We start from the raw sequence: 22053 nt of genomic DNA, 5'->3' as shown, positions 1-22053 counted from the left end.
ATTTTTTAACAACTAAGCGTATCTGTGCCAGATTATTTTAACACGCACAAACACACCAAATTTTCGTCGCCACCAACAAATATTTGTTATACGGCGGCGCATCGTTTCGCAAATTCAGTGCCGAAACTTTTTTCTGTCTCAAAGGAAACGGGGGTTGTAAATGATTGGGGGGAGTTTGCCTGCCCCAATTGGCTTATCAAGACTATAACGCAAAAGCAGCTCATGACTGCCCCGATTGGCTGCACTTAAAGGGGAAAGTGGGATATCGAAAGAATAGCCCAAAGTGGTCTTTTCGTTAATCTTCAGGCCCGCTATGACGACCGCGGCATCTCGGTCATTGTTGCCAAAGCCCCTAAACGAAGCGCCCGCAAATATATTTTCATTCCACTGTAAAACGGTAGAAATCTCCATCTGAGTTTCTACAAAATCTGTTTTGACCACCGCCGAAGGCCGAACGGCCAAATATCTTCCGGCTTCCAGCGTGTAGGCAGCAGTGAAGAAATAATGTTGTGTCGGCTCAATTTTGAGGTTGTTGTTGCTGGAGACACTCAGGACGGGGGCGAAAGCGGGCTGCATGGATGCCCCCATTTGAAGTCTTTTCATTTGCAGAAAAACACCTGCTTCCAACAATGGCGTTCCGGCATTGACTTTGCCTTCCGGCAGATTGGGGTCATTGTGGTTGAAGCCAAAAGGCTCGTACACCCCATCGGGCGCTCGGAGTTTCGTGCCATCGAGGGCGTACTGCATGTAGCCAGCACTAAGCCCTACGGAGAGCAGGGTGGTGCGGCTCAATTCCATCTGATAATTGTAGCTCAGTAGTGCCGAAGTGGTGCGATGTGCGCCGATGAGGTCGTTCTCCACTTTCAGGCCTACCCCACTGCTGATGACAAACAAGGGCAAATGCGCGTTGAAGTGCGCAGTGACGGGCGCTCCTTCGAGACTTGACCATTGCTGGCGATATGCCCCATTGGCCACCAAGGTGTTTTCCAAACCCGCGTAGGCTGGATTGTATGTGTATGGATTGAGCATGTAAAGGCTGTACTGCGGAAACTGCTGAGCAGACAAGCTGACCGCATACCATAATAATATAGGTGTAAAGTAGCGTTTCATGCCTTTGTCGGTTTAAGGACTGCGTGAAAGTACGGTTTTTTTATCACGGACGCACTATTTGGCGAAATTCGCTCATATCCGACACTGGTCGCTGGCAGGCAAAATCGCGGCAGACATAAATCAGCGACTCCGTGTTGCCCATTTTTCCGGCGAGCAGGGGCAACGTGTCGTCGAGCGTTGCGCTGGCAGCGATTACTTTGTTGGGCAAAAAAACACGTTGAATGTTCAAGGCTTTTTCTTGCGCGTTGTCGCCCACCACCGCAATCTCGTGCATCGGGTACACCTCGTTCATAGTGGCCGCTGCCCAACGCTCGAATGAAAGGGGGTAACGTGTCAACGCGTCGCGCATGGTTTGCAACATGGCAGATGCCTTTGTTCGCCATTCACTGTGAGCAAGCAAGATGCCGAGCCGTTGGAGGTTGTGCGCCATGGTGCTGTTGCCAGAAGGCGTTGCGTTGTCGTAGAGGTCTTTTTTTCTCAAAATGATATCCGACTGGTTCGAATCGGTGAAGAAAAACAGTCCAGTCGCCGGGTCGTGGAAATAACTCAAAACATACGCCGTGTATTTCTCGGCGATTTGCAAATACTTGACATCGAAGGTGATTTGGTACAAATCCGTCAGCGCGGCGATGAAGTAGGCATAGTCCTCCAAGAAGGCATCGCGTTGAGCGGTGGAATGTCGAAGGCTCCCAAGCGGCTCGTTCGTGTAGTTTTTGAGCAAAAAGTCAACGTTGCGAATCGCGGCACTCCGGTATTCCTCGTGGCCCAACGCGACGAACGCTGCCACATATCCCGAAACCATGAGCGCGTTCCAGCTCAGCAAAATTTTGTTGTCCAAGCCCGGCCAAATCCGCTTCGAGCGTGTCGCAAAAAGTTTTTCCCTTCCTGATTTCAGGCGTTTTTTCAACGCTCCCACCTCCAAGCCATTGGCCTCGGCAAATTCCTCGAACGAAGAGGGCCGCCACAGAATGTTTTTTTCTTCCCAATTCCCATCCTCCGTCACGCCATAAAACGCGCAAAACAGCGGCGACTCGTCTTTCAGAAGCGAATCAATTTCCTCTTTTTCCCAAATATAAAACTTGCCCTCAATGCCTTCGGAATCAGCGTCTTGGGCGGCGTAAAAGCCACCTTCGGGCGAAGTCATTTCTCTTGCCACATAGTCCAGCGTCTCTTCTATCGTCTCCCGGTAGAGCGCTTTCGAGGTCAATTTGAAGGCCTCGCCCAGCACGGAGATGAGCAGGGCGTTGTCGTAGAGCATTTTTTCAAAATGCGGGACAAGCCACTCGCGGTCAGTGGCGTAACGGGCAAAACCACCACCCACTTGGTCATAGATGCCACCGTGAATCATTTTGTCCAACGACAGCTGTGCGTGCTCGAGCGCCTCTGGATTGCCAGTGAAATAGTGGTAGTTGAGCAGGTACTGAATCGCCATGGTGGAGGGGAATTTGGGAGCGCCGCCAAAACCACCTTCCACGCGGTCGAAACGTTCGCGCATCTGGTAGTAGATGTTTTCAAGGTCGGAAAACTGGAAAGCCGGGGGCGCAGCCCCATTTGATGCCGAGGGAGTGGCGAGCGTTTGGACAAAAACATCGTCGTTGCGACGGATGTGGGCGAGTAGTTTTTCCGCCTGTTCATAGGCAACCTCGCGTTTTGTTTCCCATATCCCCGCCAAATGTTGGAGCACTTGGAGCCACGAGGGGCGGTTGAACGCCGGACGCGGCGGGAAATATGTGCCCGCATAGAAAGGTTTGCCCTCTGGGGTCAAGAAGCAATTGAGCGGCCAGCCGCCGCTGCCGGAAAGTATTTGGCAAGCCTCCATGTAAATCGCATCCACGTCGGGGCGCTCTTCTCGGTCCACTTTTATATTGATGAAATGCTCGTTCATGAAGGAAGCGATGTCCTCATTTTCAAAGGATTCGCGTTCCATGACGTGGCACCAGTGGCAAGTGCTGTAGCCGATGCTGACTAAAATAGGTTTCTGCTCGGCTCGCGCTCGCTCGAAGGCTTCTGGTCGCCACGCATACCAATCCACCGGGTTGTGCGCGTGTTGGAGCAAGTATGGGGAAGTTTCGTGTTGAAGGCGATTCATGTCAGATGCGTTTCTACAAGCGATAGGCGAGGCTGCCTACCCATTCTTTTATCAATAATTCCCACTTGAGCAGTGCTTTCCAGTCAGGCTCGATTTGGTCGAGCCAGTTGCCCCGGCTCGATTCGCTCAAAAAATCGGCAGCAAACACATCGCAAGGAAGGCCTGCCTGCCGAAAAGACATTTCTGCCCGCCGTATGTGCCATGCCGAGGTGATGAGGAGACAGCGACTTTCGGGGGCCAAGCTGTCAATCAGGTTTTTGGAAAACAGCGCATTCTCGCGAGTGTTGCGAGCGTTGTTTTCCACCAAAATAACACTATCGGGCACCCCGCATTGTATCAAAAACTTGCGCGTCGCGGTCGCTTCTTCCGGCACCTTGCCAATCAGCCGCCCCGCGCCGCCTGTAATCAGGATGCGGCGAATCTTGCCTGTTTCATACAGCAACAACGTGGTGGTGAGGCGATTGCCCGCTTGATGGAAGGTCAGCAAACCGGGTGGTGCCTCCGCGTTGAAGTTGACGAAGCCGCCGAGCAAAATCCCGATGTCGTAAGGCTCAACAATATCGGCTGGGCTTCGCTTCCCCGTCTCCCACACACGAGCCATCTGATTGACCAGCCACGGGTTGGTGAAAAACAACAGACCGATGGATAATGCCAGAATAATCCGTCTTTTCAGCGCTCGTTTTTTTACCCATAGCCCCATCACCGCCAGCATGACCAGCCAATTGAGGGGTTTTAGCAGAAAGGCCAATAATTTTGAAAGAATAAAAAACATGAGTGCAGTCGGGTGAAGAAAGAAGCATTTCAAATTGTCACCTTACCTGCGCCAAGGCAACGTTCAAGAGTTATTGCCTTGATTCGCCGGTACTTGTCAGATAGCCATGAGCGATTTTCTTGGCTTTGAACGGATTGCACTTTTGACCATGCTCAAAACTTGGCGGCACGAGATATACTTGCGACGATTTGAAAGGCGACCATGCAAACTTTTCAGAACTTTGCGCCAAGTTCCGAATTTCATGTTTCTTTTAACAAAAACCGATTGGCAAATGCAAAAACTATTTCGTCTCGTCTTCTTCTCGCTCCTTGTGCTTCATGGTTCTTGGCAAATGACTCACGCCCAGCTTACCCTGAAAGTCATTTCCATCCCTACCAACACTCCCCCAGGGGCAAACATCCACGCAGTGGGCACTTTCAACGGCTGGAATCCCAGCGATGCGACCAAAATCCTGACACCGCTCGGCAACGGACAATATAGCATCACGCTGACACCTCCCGTGGGCGAAGTGAAGTTCAAATTCACACGCGGCAGCTGGGCGACAGTGGAAGGAAATGCCAACGGCGGCTTTTTGCCCGACCGTGTCCACAACTACAACGGCCAACCCACCACTTTGGATTTGACCATCCTCTCTTGGGAAGACCTCGGCGGCAACAACTCGACCGCAGCGCCCAACGTGTCCATTATGGACAACAGCTTCTATATGCCGCAGCTGAATCGCTATCGCCGCATCTGGCTCTATCTGCCGCCTGACTACACCACCACCTCAAAGAAATACCCGGTGCTCTATATGCACGATGGCCAAAACCTCTTCGATGCAGCCACTAGCTTTTCTGGCGAATGGGAGGTGGACGAATCGCTCAACAGCCTTCACCAACAAGGCGACTACGGCTGCATCGTGGTGGGCATTGACAACGGCGGCATTGACCGACTCAACGAGTATTCCCCATGGGTGAACGTGCAGTACAATGCGGGCGGTCAGGGCGATGAATACGTTGATTTTATCATCAACACCTTGAAACCGCACATTGACTCGACCTACCGCACCCTGCCGGGCCGAACCACCACCGGCACAATGGGCAGCAGTATGGGTGGCCTGATTTCGATGTACGCCTTCTCCGAGCGGCAAGATGTGTTTTCGCGGGCTGGCATTTTTTCGCCGGCTTTCTGGTTTGGAGGCAGCAACCCAGCCAATCATGTGGCCGCGCATCCCCGACAAGGCGAGGCACGAGTCTATTTTCTCGCGGGCGGCCAAGAACCCGCCTCCGTCGCGCAGAACATGCAGGCGGTGGCCGATTCAATGACGGCGGCGGGCTTCCTCAACGATGAAAAATTCTTCGCAGTGGTGTCCGACGGCCAGCACTCCGAATGGTTTTGGCGGCGCGAATTCCCCGATGCCTACAAATGGCTGTTTCAAAACACGGTAAGCGCTGTGGGCGGGCCAAATGCCGAGCCAGACGCGCCCATCGAAATTTTCCCCAACCCCACCGGCTCTTGGGTGCGGCTTTCGGGCGTGGCCACGGGCGAACGGGTCGATTTGCAAATACTTGGCTCCGACGGCCGGGTTTGGCGCGACAGTGCCGCCGTCGGGGGCGAGCCGGTATGGACAGGCGATTTGCCCGTTGGGTTTTACTTTGTGAAAGTAAAAAAACAAGGTGGGAAATGGGTGACGACCAAGATGATACGGCAATAAACGAGGCTCAAAAGAAACAAGGCCGTCTCATAAGTGATGTTTGTTTTTCAAAAGGGTACACATTTTCGTTGGCAAACAGCAATCCGATGATAATCGCTCAAAAAGACCTCGGAGAGGTCAAATATTGGTAGAAAACAGGTTTGTAATTCGATCTACGACCTCGGAGAGGTCGCACGGCGATTGGTGGCCAGTACCGATATTCGACCTCTCCGAGGTCTTTTTATCTTCTTTTTGAAGCCCCCTTTTTTATTGAAAAAATGTGTACCCTTTGGAAGTTTGTTTGACAGGATTCGCGCCCTTTTTCGGGTGAAAAAACCTGTAAATCTTGTTAATCCTGTCGAAACTTAAACTTGTGAGACGACCTCGTTTCCTCTGTGGAACACCCACCCTAACCACGCACCTCACGCCACTTGTCCCCCGCAACTCGAGCCTGCGCCTGCGGTGCATCCGAAACAATGCTGATTGAGCACGATGTCGCGGCGCTCCAGCGCCTCCAAATCAAAATCGCGGAGGTGGCTGGGGCCAGCCACCTTCAGGTCGAGCATTTGGTTGAAGTCACAATCGTAGAGGTAGCCATCCCAGCTGACGGAAATCGTGTTGCGACACATGACACCCGCCACCGCTGTGGGATTGAAGGCATCCAGCAAGGTCTGCATATACGTCTCGTAATTGCCTGTTTCCAGCAAATAATCGAGGAAGCGGCTAATCGGCATATTCGTGATGGCGAAAAGGTGGTTGAACTCCACGTCGTGTTTGCGCTTGAGCTGACGCTTGAACTCCGCCTCCAAAGCTGCTTGATTGCCCGGCAAAAAAATGCCCGTGGGGTTATAGACGAGATTGAATTTCAACCCTGTGTCTTCTTTTCCGTAGCCCACGGCGTTGAGCATCCGCATCGCCTTGATAGAATCCTCAAACACCCCGTCGCCGCGTTGCGCGTCGGTGCGCAAGGCAGAATAATGCGGCAGCGACGACACGACCTCCACGCCGTGTTCAGCGAAAAATTCGGGCAAATCGTGGTGTTTTTTGTTGGAAACGACGACCGTCAGGTTGCAGCGGTCCATGATGTGCTTGCCTAACTTTCGGCATTCGGCCACAAACCAGCGAAAATGCGGGTTCAATTCCGGCGCGCCGCCCGTGATATCCACCGTTGGGATATCGTAGCGAGCGAGGATGTCGAGGCACCGCTCGAAATTTTCGCGGCTCATATTTTCCTCCTTGCGGTCGGGTCCGGCATCCACATGGCAGTGTGCGCAGGATTGGTTGCAGAGTTTGCCCACGTTGACTTGAAAAATCTCGATGCGCGTAGGTCGCAACTTCCCGTCGGGGAAGCTTGCTTGCTTGATGACTTCGGAAAAGGCCGGGAATCGCACGTCGGTCGCTTCCTTGCCATTGAGCACTTTTAGCTGAAAAAAAGTGTCGGCGAGGTCGCTATGGCGCGAGGCCAAGGATTTTGTTCGTTGATGGATACCCATGATGCAGGTGATTGATGACTCGTGACTAAATGAGCGGCTGGATGACCCCTGTCACATGGTCATATCCTTGGCGTGGTTCATCATTTGGGTGGAAAACACGAGGCTCGACCCCGCGCGGATAGCCGCCGCCACATGCACAGCCTCCATCATTTGCTCCTCGTCAGAGCCTTTTGCCAAACAGTCGGTCGTATAAGCATCAATACAGTAAGGGCATTGCACCGTGTGCGCCACGGCAAGGGCGATGAGGGCTTTTTCCCGCTCGGTGAGTGCGCCCTCCTTGAAGACTTCGCCGTACCAGCTGAAAAATTTGTCTGCCATTGGTTTTTGCCATTCGCCGATGTTGCCGAATTTTTTAAGGTCTTCGGGGTCGAAGTAGTGCTTTTTTGACATAAAAAATGTGTGCGTTAGTGAGTTGTTTCTTGAAACACGAAGCAGAGATACGAGTTGCCGCCGCGTTCGGATTTTTATGTGGGCAAATAAAGTTCAATTTCTGCGCAGCGACTTGGATTTTTGCGCTTTGGAGAGCAATTGTTCTCGTCAGGACATTTCTATCACCATCAATCGAAAAGAATTTCATGGACTATCTTGCATTGCCTGCTTTTTCCAAAACCAGCCTGCTGAACGCCGTCGTGGAAATACCCGCCGGAACGAACACCAAATTTGAGTACGACAAAAAAAGCCACCGATTCAAGAACGACGTGCGCGACAATCACGACCGCAAGGTTGATTTTCTGCCCTATCCGACAAACTACGGCTTCATCCCCTCCACCCACATGGACAAGGCAATCGGCGGCGACGGCGACCCACTCGACGTGTTGGTGCTGAGCGAACACCTGCCCACCGGCACCGTCATCGAGGTGCTCCCCATTGGCTTGCTGTTGCTAAAAGACTTGGGCGAACTCGACCATAAGGTCTTGGCCATTCCCGCAGAACCCTCCCTACGCATCATCCGTGCCACCAACTGGCGCGAATTTCAAATGGAATACAGCGCCGCCCGCCACATCATCGAACAGTTTTTCCTGCACTACGACGGGCTTGGCACCATGCTCCTCATGGGATGGAGCGACGAAAACGCCGCCATCGCGGAAGTTAAAAAATGGCAGTTGGTCTAATGAGAGCAACCATTTCGACGGTTGGGCGTTTTCTTTGCCGCACCAAATCACTTTGCCACCAACCGCCATGTGCGCCACCTCTGTCTCCGTCCAAATCGCTGGCGAAACTGCGCCAACCACACGACTCCGCTACAGTTTTTTTCGCTCCATAGAAGCCGCCGGGCGCGACTGGGATGCCGCCGCTCCCACTCACGACCTTTTTTTGCAGCGAAAGTACCTCTCCGTTCTCGAAGCCAACCCACCCATGGGGATGCGGTTTGGCTATCTCGTTTTTTACCGAGCCGACGAACCGGTAGGCGTGGCCATTTGCCAAGTCAAGTATTTCAAGGGCGACGACAACATCGCAGACCTCAGCGCACAGACCAAAGACCCTTGTTTCTTCAACGGATTAGCCAAGTGGTTCAAACGATGGGTGGCCGGCAAGGCCGCAGCCGACATCCTCATTTGCGGCAACATGCTGCTGACGGGCGAACACGGCTACTATTTCGACGAGCAAAAAATAGCGCCCAAAACAGCCATCGAACTGCTGGAAAAAGGACTTGACGACGTGGTGGACATCATGGGGCGCGAGGGCACCCGAATGCCCGTCATCCTCGTGAAAGACATCTCCTCGGCCCGCCTCGAACAGCGCCGTGCCCTGATAAAAAAAGGCTTTGTCGAGTTTGACATTCAGCCCAATATGGTGCTGCACCTGAACTTCCCAGACTTCGACGGCTACCTCGCCGCCATGTCAACCAAATACCGGACGCGGGCAAAAAGAGCTTTCAAAAAACGCGACGGCGTAGAAAAGCGCGAACTCACGCTGTTGGAAATACAGCGCGAACTGCCACACATCTACACCCTCTACAAAGAGGTAGCAAAAAACGCAGGCTTCAACATGGTGGACCTCAATGAGCAATACCTCTTGGCACTCAAACGCGAACTGCCAGACCATTTCAGAATGTTTGCCTACTATGAGGCAGGGCGAATCGTCGCTTTCTACACCACCATTCAAAACGGCGACGAACTCGAGGCCCACTTCCTCGGCTACGACAAAGCTCTCAATCACGAGCGCCAACTGTACCTCAACTGCCTCTACGACATGGTACAATTCGGCCTCGACTGCCAATGCCGCGACATCGTGTTCGCGCGCACTGCTCTGGAAATAAAGAGCTCAATAGGCGCAACACCCCACCAACTCTGGTGCTATCTGCGACACCAAAACCCCCTCACCAACAGATTCACCGGCACCATTCTCGAATACCTCAAGCCAGTGGAAGAATGGGTGCCTCGACACCCATTCAAGCAAGAGTAGATTGAGAGAAGCGACACTTTGGTCGAGGAAATCAAAAAACACGCATCGAATTGATTTGATTTCCCCTCACCTTTGCGCCATGTTCTCCACGACGCAAAAAATCGGCATACTCGGCGGCGGGCAGCTGGGCAAAATGCTCTGTCTCGCGGCAGCCAATTGGGATTTTAAGACCTACATCCTCGATGCTTCCCCCGACTACCCCGCAGCGCAAGTCTGTGCCGGATTCACGGCAGGCAATTTCAACAACTACGACGACGTGCTGGCCTTTGGCCGCGACAAAGACCTCCTGACCATCGAGATTGAACACGTCAACACCGATGCCCTCCGCGAGTTGGAGCGCATGGGCAAAACCGTGCACCCCTACCCCCATGCCCTCGATATCATCAAGGACAAAGGCCTGCAAAAAACATTTTATCGCGACAACGATATCCCGACGGCGCGATTCGAGTTGTTTGACGATGAAAAAAAACTGAAAAAAGCCGTCGAGGAAGGAAAGTGGGAACTGCCACTTGTGCAAAAGTCAAGGACGGCTGGCTACGACGGAAAAGGTGTCGCCATCTTGCGCACAGCGGAAGATTTGGACAAAAAACTGCTGCCCGGCGCTTGCCTTGCCGAGGAACTCGCGCCCATCCAGACCGAAATAGCCGTCGTCGCGGCACGCAACGCCAACAACGAAGTGACAGTGTTCCCACCAGTGGAAATGGATTTTCACCCAGAGGCAAACCTCGTTGAATTGCTCCTTTGCCCTGCGCGCGTGTCGCCGTTGGCAATTGCCGAAGCTGAGGCTTTGGCTGAAAAAGTCATTCGCACCTTCGATATTTGCGGCCTGCTCGCGGTGGAAATGTTTTTGACAAAAGACGGCCAACTACTTGTGAACGAAGTCGCCCCGCGCCCCCACAACAGCGGCCACCACACGCTCGACAGCGCGGCCACCAGTCAATTCCAGCAACACCTGCGAGCCATCTGCAACCTGCCCCTCGGCCCGACGGAACAACTCATGCCCGCCGCCATGCTCAACCTGCTTGGCGCGCCCGGCCACAAAGGCCCCGTCCGCTACGAAGGCGTGGAGGAATGCCTGGCACTCGGCGGTGTCCACATCCACCTCTACGGCAAGGCGCTCACATCGCCGTTTCGGAAAATGGGCCACGCGACGATTACCGCCCAAACGGCGGAAGAAGTCATCGAAAAGGCGACATTTGTCAAAGAAAAACTGAAAGTGAAATCCACTGAGGATGCCTCATAAGTCATGTTTGTTTGACAGAATTGACAAGATTCGCGCCCTTTTTCTGGTAAAAAAACCTGTAAATCTTGTTAATCCTGCCAAAATTTACACTTCGCGCCGTTAGGTTTTGGACATGGCTGCAATCGCAATCTGTTCAAAATCAAGAACATCAGTCATGTTCATCTAACAAACCTAGCGAATCAAGGTATAAACTTGCGAGACGGCCTCAATCAACCACTCAACCAATCACCATCATGGTTTCCATCATCATGGGGTCTGACTCAGACCTGCCCATCATGCAGAAGGCAGCAGATGTACTCACCGAACTCGAAGTACCCTTCGAGCTCAGCATCGTATCGGCACACCGCACGCCCGACCGAATGTTCCAGTTCGCTCGCACCGCCCACGAGCGCGGCATCCGCGTCATCATCGCCGGGGCAGGCGGCGCGGCACACCTGCCGGGCATGGTGGCCGCCATCTCGCCCTTGCCAGTCATCGGTGTGCCCGTGAAATCCTCCAACTCGCTCGACGGCTGGGATAGCATCCTCTCCATCCTGCAAATGCCGGAGGGCGTGCCAGTGGCGACAGTAGCCCTCAACGCGGGCCGCAATGCAGGCATTTTGGCCGCACAAATTTTGGCCACTTGCAACTCAAATCTGTTTGAGCGCGTCAGAGCATTCAAAAAATCGCTTGAGACAGCAGTGCTGGAAAAAGCAGCGAAAATAGAGCGCCAATAAGGCTATCTAACCACTAATAGACTTGTTGCGGTGGAGGGCTTTGAGTGAAGGGGATTGTCATTTTTTCGACTGACAAGGCAAATTTTGCAGTCGAAATCGGGCATATTCGGTGAAAAATTTAACGAAGCCAGTCGGAAAAAGGGCTTTCCCTTCACCAAAGGCCTCCACCGCAACAAGTCTAATAGAGCTCAACACAAAAAAGAAAAGCAGCAAACCACTTCTTAATTAAAACAATTATCTCAACATGAAAAAAATCCTCTTTTTTACACTTGCCATGCTGGCAATGAATGCTGTCAGCCATGCACAGGTTGACGTTCAAATCAACCCGATTGGAATTCTTTTCAGTAACCTCGATTTGACCGCAGAATTTGGCGTGTCGAATGACTTTGGCGTGGAAACTGGCTTAGGCTACAATTTCCAGAGCTTTGATGTCGAAGGCGGAGGCTACCGGAACAATGCAGTTGGCATTCGGGCTTTGGGCAAATACTATTTCAATCCCGAAGACGGCATTGACCGCTGGGCAATCGGTGGCTATTTGCGCTACGGCGCTGGCACGGCCACGCTGAAAGACAACTCGAGCTCCAGCAGGGAAAAAATCAAAAACGTAAAGCTCGCCCTCGGTTTTTATACCGGCTACAAATGGGTGTCCAGAAAAAACATCGTCTTTGAACTGGGGCTTGGCATCGGGCGCAACCTTGTCCGCACGTTCGAGGACGAAAACGGCAACACCGTGGACACAAGCGATATACCATTGCTCAACGTTGACATACTGGGACGTCTTTCCTTGGGCTATCGTTTTGGCGGCAGCAAAAAATGATGGCGAAAAAGCAACAACATCAAAAAAAACAAATCTGGGCGGGCCGCAAGGCTCGCCCTTTTTTATATCCTTTGCACCGCCAAGTTTTGGACATGGTTAAAAGCACAATCTGTTCAAAATCATGACAGCGATTCTCGCTTTGTCGGGTTCAGAGGTGTCATCCCGGAAGAATAGAGGGGTGACATCTCAAAAACAAAGAGGACAACTCTTACAAACCGAGAATAGCTGAAATCATGAAGAGCAATCATGGTCTTCTGACAAATCTTAGCGAATCAAGGCAAACCTTCGAACCCTATGCCACTCATCACCACCCAAGACGGCTCCCACTCCATTTATTCCGAACAATATGGTGTCACTTATCACTCCAAATTCGGTGCGGTGACAGAGTCGGCCCATGTCTTTATCGCCGCAGGGTTGCGCTACAAGGCCGCCGTTCAGCGCGATATTGCCATCTTGGAAACGGGTTTTGGCACCGGGCTGAACGCTTTCATGACGTGGCTGGAGGCCGAGCGCCGCAATCTGAACGTCCGTTATTTGGGCTTGGAGGCATACCCCGTGCCGGAAGAGGAGACACACGCGCTCAACTACCCAATTGGCTTGGGCTGCCCCGAGCGCAGCGCCGACTTCCTCGCGCTTCACCAGTGCGAATGGGCAGTGCCACACCCCCTTTCCGAGCATTTTGTTTTTGAAAAAAGAAAACACCGCATCGAGGAATTTGAACAACCAGACACCTTCGACCTTATCTATTTCGATGCCTTTGCCCCACAAGCCCAACCCGAATTGTGGACGGAAGAAGTCTTTGCCAATATGTATCGGGCGCTTAAAACCGAAGGCGTGCTCGTCACCTATTGCGCGCAAGGCCACTTCAAGCGGACACTCAAAAAGGTGGGGTTCGCCGTGGAGCGGCTACAAGGCCCGCCGGGCAAACGCGAGATGACGCGAGCTTTTCGATAACTGCATTTTCGCCTTTTGTTGAAATAAATTTTGGCCTTTATCAAAAAAACAGCCCATCCGACTTGACAAATACAAAATAAACCTTTTTAACTTTGGCGCAACAACGACAGAAACAAGGCTTTTGAAACCTGACCGCCCGCTTCGGGCGCGTTTTTTCCTAACTTTAAACAGCAGCCTTAACAATGAAAAAGATTGTTCACGACCTGTCGCCCCTTGCCGCCTTTGTGGTCACCGCTGCCGCTCTCAGCCTCATCACCCACTACCTCATCATTTTCGCTCAAAAAATCTGGGAGGCCACCCAGGGCTTTCAGTTGACAAGAGGCCTTTGAGCGCACGCTTGTCATGCCACCACTTTGCCGGGATTCAAAATGCCACGCGGGTCGAACACGCGCTTGATTTGCCGCATCAGTTTCAATTCTGTTTTTGAAAAAACAATGTCGAGGTAAGGGCGCTGCACCAGCCCTATGCCGTGTTCGCCCGAAATAGTGCCGCCCACGCTTTTCACGAATTTGAATATCTCGCGGATACCCCGTGGGACATCCTTGTTCCATGCTTGTTCGGACAAATCGCCGCGCAGGATGTTGACGTGCAGATTGCCGTCGCCCGCGTGGCCATAGCAGACCGATTCAAAACCATATTTGGCGCCCACTTCTTTCACCTTTTTGAGCAGGCGCGGCAATTCCGCACGCGGCACCACCGTGTCTTCCTCTTTGTAAATGGAATTTTTCTTGACAGCGTGGGCCACATTGCGGCGCAGCTTCCAGAGCGAGGTCTTGGTCGTGTCGTCGTCGGCAAAGAAAATTTCGCCGCAATCGTGCTGCTCCAACACCCGAGTCATGGTCTCGCAATCGGCCATCAAGCCCTCCAAATGAAATCCATCCACCTCTACGAGCAAGTGCGCGGCATCCTCTTCCCTGATGGGCACGGGTGTCTCGCCCACATAGCGCACCGCCCAGTCAATCGCGTTGCGCTCCATGAACTCCAAGGCAGAAGGCGTCACCCCAGCCTGAAAAATGGCGGCCACCGCCGCGCAAGCACTCTCCGCAGAGCGGAATGGAACCAGCATGAGCAAGGTCTGCGTGGGATGCGGCTGAAGCTTGAGGACGATTTTCGTCACGATACCCAAAGTGCCTTCGCTGCCCACGAGCAACTGAGTGATGTTGTAGCCCGTTGAGTTTTTCAGCGTGTTGGCCCCCGTCCAGATGACCTCGCCGTTGGGCAACACCACTTCGAGATTGAGCACATGGTCTTTCACCACGCCATATTTGACCGCTCGCGGGCCGCCTGCATTGGTGCTGACGTTGCCGCCGATGAAGCTCCAGCCCCGACTCGAAGGGTCGGGCGGATAGAACAAGCCCTTCTCTTTCAGGGTATTTTGCAGGTGCTCCGTGATGATGCCCGGCTCCACCGTGACTTGGAAATTGCGCTCGTCGAGATGCAGAATTTTGTCGAAACGCTTCATCAAAATCACCAGACCTCCCGCCACAGGCAAGGCCCCGCCCGCCAAACCCGAACCCCCGCCACGCACCGTGACTGGGATACGCTCGCGGTAGCACACGCGCATCAGGGCGCTGATTTCGGGGGTGGAGGCTGGCTCGACTACCGCTTCGGGCAGGAAGAGCAGGTCTTCCGTCTCGTCATGCCCGCAGTCGCGCCGGCTTGTCTCATCCGTGTGGAGGTAGCGTTCGCTCACTATCTCGCGGATTTCGGCCAAGACAGCAGCGGAGATGGGGCGGAAGGCGTTACTTTTGCCGCGCTTGTTTTCGGATTTCGACACAACCCCACTGTTTGGGGAAAGCTGGATTTCGGATGACTGACCCATGAACCCTGTTTCTTTTTTTGTTTATGAAAAAATACTTTTTCTCGCTGGCACTCTTGTCGTTCGCCACGCACCTGTGGGCACAAACTTACCCCCCAACGCTGCACGACGAAGCGCGGAACAAAGGTAGCGCGATTTTGCTGCACCTGACTTTCGGCGCACACATCCCCGCTGGCGACATGGCCGAACGCTTCGGTGCCGACGGCAACTTTGGCTTGGCGCTCGAATACCTGACCGACAACAACTACATCGTCGGTGCAGAAGGCCACTACCTGTTTGGCAATAAGGTGAATGAAGACCCATTGGCTATTCTTCGCACCCCTGAGGGCGACATCATCGGAAACAATCGGCTCATCGCCTCGGTCGCCTTGCGCGAACGCGGCTACTACGCAGGCGCAATGGTCGGCAGATTGTTTGCCTTCAATGAAAAACGCTCAGGCATACGATTGACCTTGGGGGCGGGGCTGCTGCGGCACTGGATACGAATTCAAGACGACGAAAACAGCGCGGCCCAACTCACCGGCGATTACAAAAAAGGCTACGACCGACTAACGGGGGGGCTGGCGCTCAACCAATTCATCGGCTGGCAAAGCCTTTCCGCCGACCGACGCTCCAACTGGCTCATCGGTTTTGAGTTCAATGAGGGCTTTACCAACACATTGCGCGACTGGGACTACACCGAACGGCGCAAGCTCGACCGCAAGCGCCTCGACCTGCGTGTTGGCTTGCGCGTCGCCTGGACGTTGCCCTTCTATCAAGGCAAGGCCGACCAGATTTACTATTGAATGTGCCAAATAAAAATTCGGAGGATGGGGGGCAGAGGGTGGAAGGTGGATGGATGACTTACCCCGTCCTCGTTGCAACTATACTCAAGCCCAAAACCAATATCACAACCCGCTGCCTTCCGCTCCTTACCCAAATTGCTAACGAGGCAAATGTTACTCTACGAAATAATTATCCACCTGTTTTCCCAAACCATTCGATTTGCCGCCTTTTTCGACCCGAAAGCTCGCAAGTGGGTGGAAGGGCGCCGCAACTGGCGCGCCCGCCTCGCTTCGTCCCTGCCGACTGACAGCGAAAAGCCCAAACGAACCCTCTGGCTCCATGCGGCATCCTTGGGCGAGTTTGAGCAGGGGCGCCCTATCATCGAAGCCTTCCGCGAGCAATACCCCGACTGGCGCATCGTGCTGACTTTCTTCTCTCCTTCCGGCTACGAGGTGCGGAAGCATTACCCGCAAGCCGACCTTGTTTGCTATTTGCCCGCCGACACACACCGCAACACCCGCGACTTTTTGGATTTGGTCAAGCCGGATGCGGCGGTTTTCGTGAAATACGAGTTTTGGGCCAACTACCTTTTTGAGTTAAAAAAACGCGGCACCCCCGCTTTGTTGGTATCGGCTTTGTTTCGAGAAAAACAACCTTTTTTTAAGTGGTATGGCGGTTTTTGGAGGAAAATGCTCGGTTGTTTTGCCCACGTTTTTGTGCAAAACGAAGGCTCTGCCAGACTGCTCCAACGCCTTGGCCTTCAAAACTTCACCATTGCCGGCGACAACCGGGTGGACAGGGTGCTGAGCATCGCAGCCAGCGTGAGGGAGAACCCAAACGTGGCTGCGTTTGCCGCCCGGCGGAAACGCGTGCTCATCGCTGGCAGTACTTGGGCCGCCGACGAGGCCATTCTCTTGCCAGTGCTTCGACAACCCGCGTTTCTGCACACCCAACTCATCATCGCTCCACACGAGCCATCGGAGACAAACGTACGCCAGCTGTGCGACGAAGCCGAGGCCGCGATTAGATACTCACAGATGGGGCATTCGCCCCCCCCGGACAGCCGCGTTTTGGTAATTGACAACGTGGGGATGTTGAACAGCCTTTACCGATACGGCACCGTCGCCTACATCGGGGGAGGCTTTGGCAAGGGGATTCACAACACGTTGGAACCAGCTGCTTTCGGCCTTCCCATCATTTTTGGGCCGAGGTATCAAAAATTCGAGGAGGCGCGTCAATTCGTGGCACGCGGAGGGGCGTTTCCGGTGAGCGACGCGGAAGCGTTGGCGGCAGTGCTGTCAAAATTGGAAGACCCGATTTTTTACGAAAAAGCATCGCGGGCGGTACGAGGGTATCTGGAAGAGAGCAAAGGCGCGACGGAAAAGGTGTTGAGGTTTTTGGAGCGCGTTCAGGATAGTTAAACTCACCCAAAAAGCCGTTAAACGCGGGTTAACACTCCTTTTTCGCAAGCTTCGTTTTTCCGAAAAAATTTCTGACAATGAAGCAGTTAATTTTCATTTGCTAAAAAATGTTAAGCCTCATAAGCAACGCCCGATACTCAACCTTCGTCAGAAGGCCGCGTTTGGTAGGGGAATGCCCTATTTTTGGCGCTGAAAACTCAACAAATCCCTGCTGCCTCAGGCCGGGATATTCTGAACACTCAACAATTCATCAAGTAACCATGATTAAGAAAATCGCATCAATCGCTCTTTTTGCTTTTGCCCTTGCGGCCACCATCCATGCCCAACGCATTGCTTATGTGGACGTGACGGCTATTTTGGAAAGCATGCCCGACTACCAAAAGGCACAGGAATCGCTCGACAAACTCGCCACTCAATGGCGGCAAGAAATCGCACAGGAACAGGACAAGGTGAAGGGACTTTACAGCAAATACCAAGCAGAGCAGGTGCTGCTGAGCGAGGAGATGAAAAAGCAGCGCGAGGAAGAAATCATGAACAAGGAAAAGGAAGTGCGCGAAATGCAGCGCCTGAAGTTTGGGCCAGAGGGCGCGCTTTTCAAAAAACGCGAAGAACTCGTGAAGCCCATCCAAGACCGCGTCTATGCCGCCATTCAAAAGTTTGCCGAAGACAAGGGTTTTGAGTTCATTTTTGAAAAAGGCAGCGCCTCCGGCATGCTCTACGCCGACAAACGCAATGACAAAACCGAGGATATCAAGAATATGCTGAAAAAATAGGCTTTTGTAGGTTTAATGGCTTGCCCGGCCGCTTCGCTTGGCCGGGCAAGCCATTAAACCCATTCAACTCACTTTACCACACAACTCATTCAAGATGAATAAATTGCTCACGCTCACGCTCGGTCTGGCGCTTGTTTTTGCGACCGAGGTTTTTTCTCAAAAATTCGGACACTGCAATTCCGCCGAACTGCTGTTGCAACTACCGGAAGTAAAGGCTGCCGACAGCGACTTGCAGGCATTTCAAACGCAACTGACCAAAAGGGGGCAGGAACGGGTAAAAGCCTTCCAAGATGCCGCTGCCGAATTGGAGCGCAAAAAATCGCAAGGCACCATCTCTCCAAAGGATTTTGATGCGCAATACGCCAAACTGGAGCAAGAGCGCGAAAACATCACCAAGTACGAGGAAGAAGTGTATCAAAAACTCGCTCAAAAACGCGAGGAGCTCTACAAGCCTTTGCTCGACAAGGTCAACAAGGCCATGTCGGACGTAGCCGCCGAAAATGGTTTTGCGCTGGTGTTCGACTCCAGCACCGATGTGGTGATTTACGCCGACGAGTCGCTCAATGTCATCAATTTGGTGAAAACCAAGCTGGGGATTAAGTGAGGCTGAAGGGCTTGCCCGTCTGCTTCGCTTGGCCGGGCAAGCCCTTCAACCTATTTACATCGCAGCCACTTCTATCATCTTATCTTCTACGGCTCGCACCAGTTCGTTGAAATGGGCGCTGTGTTTCACCTCCAAGTTGCGGTTGAACGGCAAATCCACCGTGACATGATGCACGAACCGCCCCGGGTTGGCAGCCATGATGTAGATGTCGTCGCCCAAATAGACCGCTTCCTGAATATCGTGCGTGACGAAGACGATGGTGGGCTGAAATTTGAGCCACACATCTTCGAGCATATCCTGCATTTGAAGGCGGGTGTTGATGTCGAGCGCGCCGAAAGGCTCGTCCATGAGCAAGATTTCGGGATTTGCAATCAGGCTGCGAGCGATGGCCACCCGCTGCAATTGGCCGCCCGAAAGCGTCGGATAGGCCGCGTACTTGTTTTCATGCCCGGCAAGTCCGACCAGCTCGAGCATCTCCTGAGCGCGGCGCCGGCGCTCTTTTGCTTCCACATGCTGAAAATCAAGACCCAACTGCACATTCTCCAGCACCGTGAGCCACGGCAGCGAGGAGTATTGTTGGAACACCATGCCAGCGCGGATGCCCGACTGCGCGACGGGCTTGTCGCGCAGCAGCACTTGGCCGCTCGTGGGTTGTTGTAGCCCCGCTATGTAGCGGAGCAGGGTGCTCTTGCCGCAACCCGAAGCGCCGAGGATAATGACAAATTGGCCCTGACCCGGCTTGTCTTCCACGAGAAAATTCACGTCTTTCAAGATGGGTGCGGAGCCGCCATAGACTTGGGTGACTTGCCTCAGCTCAATGATGTTGGCGTGTGGTGTGTCGTTGATTTTGAGCATGGTGGTAAATTGCCAAAAAAATAATTTAGGTGCGAAGGTCGCCAAGTGTCTCTATTATTGCTCGCCTTTTTTCTAACCTTTATCTCTGAGCGCCGCTATGTATCCCACGCGCCTGCACCCGCTTGATTTTGTCGTATTTGCGCTTTACTTCATCGTCGTTGCCGCTTATGGCTATTGGATTTGGCGGCGCAAAAACGCGGGCAATAATACGACAGCCGGATATTTTCTGGCAGAAGGAACCTTGACTTATTGGGCCATTGGGGCTTCTCTTATCGCGTCGAATATTTCTGCCGAGCATTTTATCGGGATGTCGGGGTCAGGCTTCGCCATCGGGCTGGCCATTTCCACTTATGAATGGATGTCGGCAGCCACCTTGTTGGTGGTAGCCGTGTTTTTCGTGCCCATCTATTTGAAAAACCGCATTCAGACGATGCCGCAATTTTTGCGCGAGCGATACAGCCCGCTCGTGGCCACGCTGATGGCGGTGTTTTGGCTGATGGCGTACATATTCGTGAACCTGACCTCTATACTGTATCTCGGTGCGCTGGCGCTCGAACTGACCACAGGGCTTGATTTCCACGCGGCTATTTTTGGGCTTGCTGTTTTTGCCATTGTTATCACGCTCGGCGGGATGCGGGTCATCGGATACACGGACGTGGTGCAGGTGGCGGTGCTGATATTGGGCGGATTGGCCACCGTTTGGCTTGCTCTGAACATGGTGGCCGACCATTTTGGCGGTGACGGCGTGTTTTCTGGCTTGGCCTTGCTGCGCAAAAAAGCGCCTTCCCATTTTCACATGATTTTGCAAAAAGGACACACCTACTACAAAGACTTGCCGGGGCTGACCGTGCTCATCGGGGCCATGTGGATAAACAATCTCAACTATTGGGGCTGCAATCAGTACATCATCCAACGGGCCCTCGGCGCGGATTTGAGCACGGCGAGAAAGGGAATTCTATTCGCCGCTTTTTTGAAACTGTTGATACCGGTCATCGTGGTGTTGCCCGGCATTGCGGCCTTCGTGCTCTATTCGGAGGGGATGTTCCAAACAGAAATGGTGGATGCCACTGGCACGGTGAAGCCCGACTTCGCTTACCCTACCTTGCTCAATCTGTTGCCTATGGGCATGAAAGGGCTGGCGTTCGCGGCGCTGATTGCCGCCATAGTCGCGTCGTTGGCGGGAAAGGCCAATAGCGTGGCGACCATTTTCAGCCTCGACATTTACAAGCGGTATTTTGACCGAACAGCTTCCGAGGCGAAACTGGTACGAGTGGGGAAAATCGCCGTGGTCGGCTCTATGTTGCTGGCGATTGCCGTCGCACCCCAGCTGCGCTCGTTGGAACAAACCTACCAGTTCATTCAAGAATACATGAGTTTCATCACGCCGGGCGCTTTCGCTATTTTTTTGCTGGGAATGTTTTGGCGGCGCACCACCTCGGCGGCGGCGCTGACGGCGGCTTTGCTGACCATACCGCTCTCGACGGCTTATAAGTTCCTCGCCCCCGAAATCCCCTTTCTCGACCGCTTGGGCTGGGTGTTCGTCATCATTGTGGCGTTCATGGTAGGCATTTCGCTGCTGGAGAAAAAGGAAAGCCGCATGGTGGAGATTGACCCAAAGTTGTTTCGTGTAGAGCCTGCGTTCGTGGTGGGCGGGGTGATTATTTGCGGAATACTGACGGCGCTCTACACCGTGTTTTGGTAATGCGCCCACCGCGCCTCTATCTGTTCCACGGAAGCCATATTTTCGACACCCAACCCTTCCACGATGTAGGAGGCCGCACAATGGGCAAACCCTGCGGCCAACGCGACATCCCGCGTTGCCGCGTATTTTAGCAAAAATGCGGTGGCAAACACATCGCCAGCCCCCGTAGCATCCACCTCCATCACCGGATAGGCTGGGAAATGCAGGATTTGTTGGTTGAAAAAAACTTGCGCCCCGTTGGCCCCCTGCGTCATCACCAACACTTCCGCGGCTGCTGCAATGACCGGAATGGCCGATTCAAAACCCTGAATGTCGGCATCGCTCATGATGACCACATCGGCGGCGGCGAGCTGCGACCAATCCATCGCCTTGGGGCTGACTTTGCCTCGCGCATCCCATTGCCGCAGCCAGCCCTGAATGGTGGCGCCTTTGAGTGCGGCAGGGAACGTCCGTAAAACGGAAAAATCCACCTCGCCCGCTATGGGGCAAAACAGCACGATGGGAGTCGCCAAGCATTCGGGAGGCACATCGTCGGCAAAGAGGTCGAGCGCCCTTTGGTGGAGATATTGGGTGCGGTGGCCCTGTTGGTAGATGTTCTCAAAGACCGTTGTTTGAGGCGCGGGCTTGTTCCACCATCGCACGGCATTTTTTTCAAAAACATCGAAGAACCCGAAGTCGTCGCCCACGCTGGTGAAAATGCCCGCCCGAAACCCCAAGCGACGGGCAACCAAAGCCGAATAGGAGGCCGTGCCGCCGAGGATGTTTTGGGTGCCCAGTCGGTCGTGACAACAATGGCCGATGCAGAGATATTGGAGGGAGGCGGGTGTCATTTTTCCCGCCAA

Annotated in this window: 21 protein-coding genes; 13 read left to right on the top strand and 8 right to left on the bottom strand. The window is 53.4% G+C overall.

Going from position 1 to position 22053, the window contains the following annotated elements:
- Window positions 1–138: 138 nt before the first annotated feature.
- The 3 genes from KIS77_21070 to KIS77_21060 are packed head-to-tail and all read right to left on the bottom strand — an operon-like array spanning window position 139 to window position 3971.
- Window positions 139–1110: a type IX secretion system membrane protein PorP/SprF gene (locus KIS77_21070; GenBank protein ID MCW5924824.1), complete on the bottom strand. Its 972-nt coding sequence runs from the start codon at window positions 1108–1110 to the stop codon at window positions 139–141.
- Window positions 1111–1153: 43 nt separating this feature from the next.
- On the bottom strand, window positions 1154–3199 hold the full coding sequence (locus tag KIS77_21065) for a thioredoxin domain-containing protein (GenBank protein ID MCW5924823.1): 2046 nt from the start codon (window positions 3197–3199) through the stop codon (window positions 1154–1156).
- A 13-nt stretch (window positions 3200–3212) separates the two neighbouring features.
- Complete coding sequence (locus KIS77_21060; protein MCW5924822.1) at window positions 3213–3971, bottom strand: YdcF family protein; 759 nt, start codon at window positions 3969–3971, stop codon at window positions 3213–3215.
- A gap of 271 nt (window positions 3972–4242) precedes the next feature.
- Between KIS77_21060 and KIS77_21055 the strand changes: the two genes are divergently transcribed.
- On the top strand, window positions 4243–5664 hold the full coding sequence (locus tag KIS77_21055; protein ID MCW5924821.1) for a T9SS type A sorting domain-containing protein: 1422 nt from the start codon (window positions 4243–4245) through the stop codon (window positions 5662–5664).
- Window positions 5665–6065: 401 nt separating this feature from the next.
- Here the strand turns inward: KIS77_21055 and arsS are convergent, their stop codons facing one another.
- Window positions 6066–7136, bottom strand: a complete 1071-nt coding sequence (gene arsS / locus KIS77_21050; protein ID MCW5924820.1) for an arsenosugar biosynthesis radical SAM protein ArsS — start codon at window positions 7134–7136, stop codon at window positions 6066–6068.
- Between the two features lie 51 nt (window positions 7137–7187).
- Window positions 7188–7526: an arsenosugar biosynthesis-associated peroxidase-like protein gene (locus KIS77_21045; GenBank protein ID MCW5924819.1), complete on the bottom strand. Its 339-nt coding sequence runs from the start codon at window positions 7524–7526 to the stop codon at window positions 7188–7190.
- Between the two features lie 185 nt (window positions 7527–7711).
- Between KIS77_21045 and KIS77_21040 the strand changes: the two genes are divergently transcribed.
- The 7 genes from KIS77_21040 (at window position 7712) to KIS77_21010 (ending at window position 13601) form a co-directional block, all read left to right on the top strand.
- Window positions 7712–8248, top strand: coding sequence for an inorganic diphosphatase (locus KIS77_21040; protein ID MCW5924818.1), 537 nt, complete (start codon window positions 7712–7714; stop codon window positions 8246–8248).
- Between the two features lie 67 nt (window positions 8249–8315).
- On the top strand, window positions 8316–9542 hold the full coding sequence (locus tag KIS77_21035; protein ID MCW5924817.1) for a GNAT family N-acetyltransferase: 1227 nt from the start codon (window positions 8316–8318) through the stop codon (window positions 9540–9542).
- 79 nt (window positions 9543–9621) lie between these two features.
- Window positions 9622–10785: a 5-(carboxyamino)imidazole ribonucleotide synthase gene (locus KIS77_21030; protein ID MCW5924816.1), complete on the top strand. Its 1164-nt coding sequence runs from the start codon at window positions 9622–9624 to the stop codon at window positions 10783–10785.
- A gap of 233 nt (window positions 10786–11018) precedes the next feature.
- Window positions 11019–11501 (top strand): 5-(carboxyamino)imidazole ribonucleotide mutase, encoded by a 483-nt coding sequence (purE, locus tag KIS77_21025; GenBank protein ID MCW5924815.1) that lies wholly within the window; start codon window positions 11019–11021, stop codon window positions 11499–11501.
- Window positions 11502–11745: 244 nt separating this feature from the next.
- A complete protein-coding gene (locus KIS77_21020) occupies window positions 11746–12318 on the top strand; it encodes a DUF3575 domain-containing protein (protein MCW5924814.1) in 573 nt (190 codons plus the stop codon).
- Window positions 12319–12612: 294 nt separating this feature from the next.
- On the top strand, window positions 12613–13272 hold the full coding sequence (mnmD, locus tag KIS77_21015) for a tRNA (5-methylaminomethyl-2-thiouridine)(34)-methyltransferase MnmD (GenBank protein ID MCW5924813.1): 660 nt from the start codon (window positions 12613–12615) through the stop codon (window positions 13270–13272).
- A 182-nt stretch (window positions 13273–13454) separates the two neighbouring features.
- On the top strand, window positions 13455–13601 hold the full coding sequence (locus KIS77_21010) for a hypothetical protein (GenBank protein ID MCW5924812.1): 147 nt from the start codon (window positions 13455–13457) through the stop codon (window positions 13599–13601).
- Window positions 13602–13612: 11 nt separating this feature from the next.
- Here KIS77_21010 and KIS77_21005 read toward each other — a convergent pair whose 3' ends face one another.
- On the bottom strand, window positions 13613–15094 hold the full coding sequence (locus KIS77_21005; protein ID MCW5924811.1) for an FAD-binding protein: 1482 nt from the start codon (window positions 15092–15094) through the stop codon (window positions 13613–13615).
- 23 nt (window positions 15095–15117) lie between these two features.
- On the opposite strand from KIS77_21005, the gene KIS77_21000 reads away from it, so the two are divergent.
- The 4 genes from KIS77_21000 (at window position 15118) to KIS77_20985 (ending at window position 18654) form a co-directional block, all read left to right on the top strand.
- Window positions 15118–15876, top strand: a complete 759-nt coding sequence (locus KIS77_21000) for a hypothetical protein (protein ID MCW5924810.1) — start codon at window positions 15118–15120, stop codon at window positions 15874–15876.
- 150 nt (window positions 15877–16026) lie between these two features.
- Entirely contained in the window at window positions 16027–17277 is a 1251-nt protein-coding gene (locus KIS77_20995; protein ID MCW5924809.1) for a 3-deoxy-D-manno-octulosonic acid transferase, read from the top strand.
- Between the two features lie 260 nt (window positions 17278–17537).
- Window positions 17538–18050, top strand: a complete 513-nt coding sequence (locus tag KIS77_20990) for an OmpH family outer membrane protein (protein MCW5924808.1) — start codon at window positions 17538–17540, stop codon at window positions 18048–18050.
- A gap of 94 nt (window positions 18051–18144) precedes the next feature.
- Window positions 18145–18654 carry an OmpH family outer membrane protein gene (locus KIS77_20985; protein ID MCW5924807.1) on the top strand — a complete coding sequence of 170 codons (510 nt, stop codon included), beginning with the start codon at window positions 18145–18147 and terminating at the stop codon, window positions 18652–18654.
- A 54-nt stretch (window positions 18655–18708) separates the two neighbouring features.
- Here KIS77_20985 and KIS77_20980 read toward each other — a convergent pair whose 3' ends face one another.
- On the bottom strand, window positions 18709–19509 hold the full coding sequence (locus tag KIS77_20980) for an ABC transporter ATP-binding protein (protein ID MCW5924806.1): 801 nt from the start codon (window positions 19507–19509) through the stop codon (window positions 18709–18711).
- Between the two features lie 97 nt (window positions 19510–19606).
- On the opposite strand from KIS77_20980, the gene KIS77_20975 reads away from it, so the two are divergent.
- Entirely contained in the window at window positions 19607–21211 is a 1605-nt protein-coding gene (locus KIS77_20975; GenBank protein MCW5924805.1) for a sodium/solute symporter, read from the top strand.
- Here the strand turns inward: KIS77_20975 and KIS77_20970 are convergent.
- The gene (locus KIS77_20970; GenBank protein MCW5924804.1) at window positions 21193–22041 is read right to left on the bottom strand and encodes a hypothetical protein; all 849 of its coding nucleotides are present in this window, start codon (window positions 22039–22041) and stop codon (window positions 21193–21195) included. The two genes, KIS77_20975 and KIS77_20970, sit on opposite strands and share 19 nt — an antisense overlap.
- Window positions 22042–22053 lie beyond the last annotated feature (12 nt).

It is taken from the genome of Saprospiraceae bacterium, assembly GCA_026129545.1.
In the GTDB taxonomy this organism is placed as follows: domain Bacteria; phylum Bacteroidota; class Bacteroidia; order Chitinophagales; family Saprospiraceae; genus M3007.
This window is presented reverse-complemented; position numbering and strand designations above follow the sequence as displayed.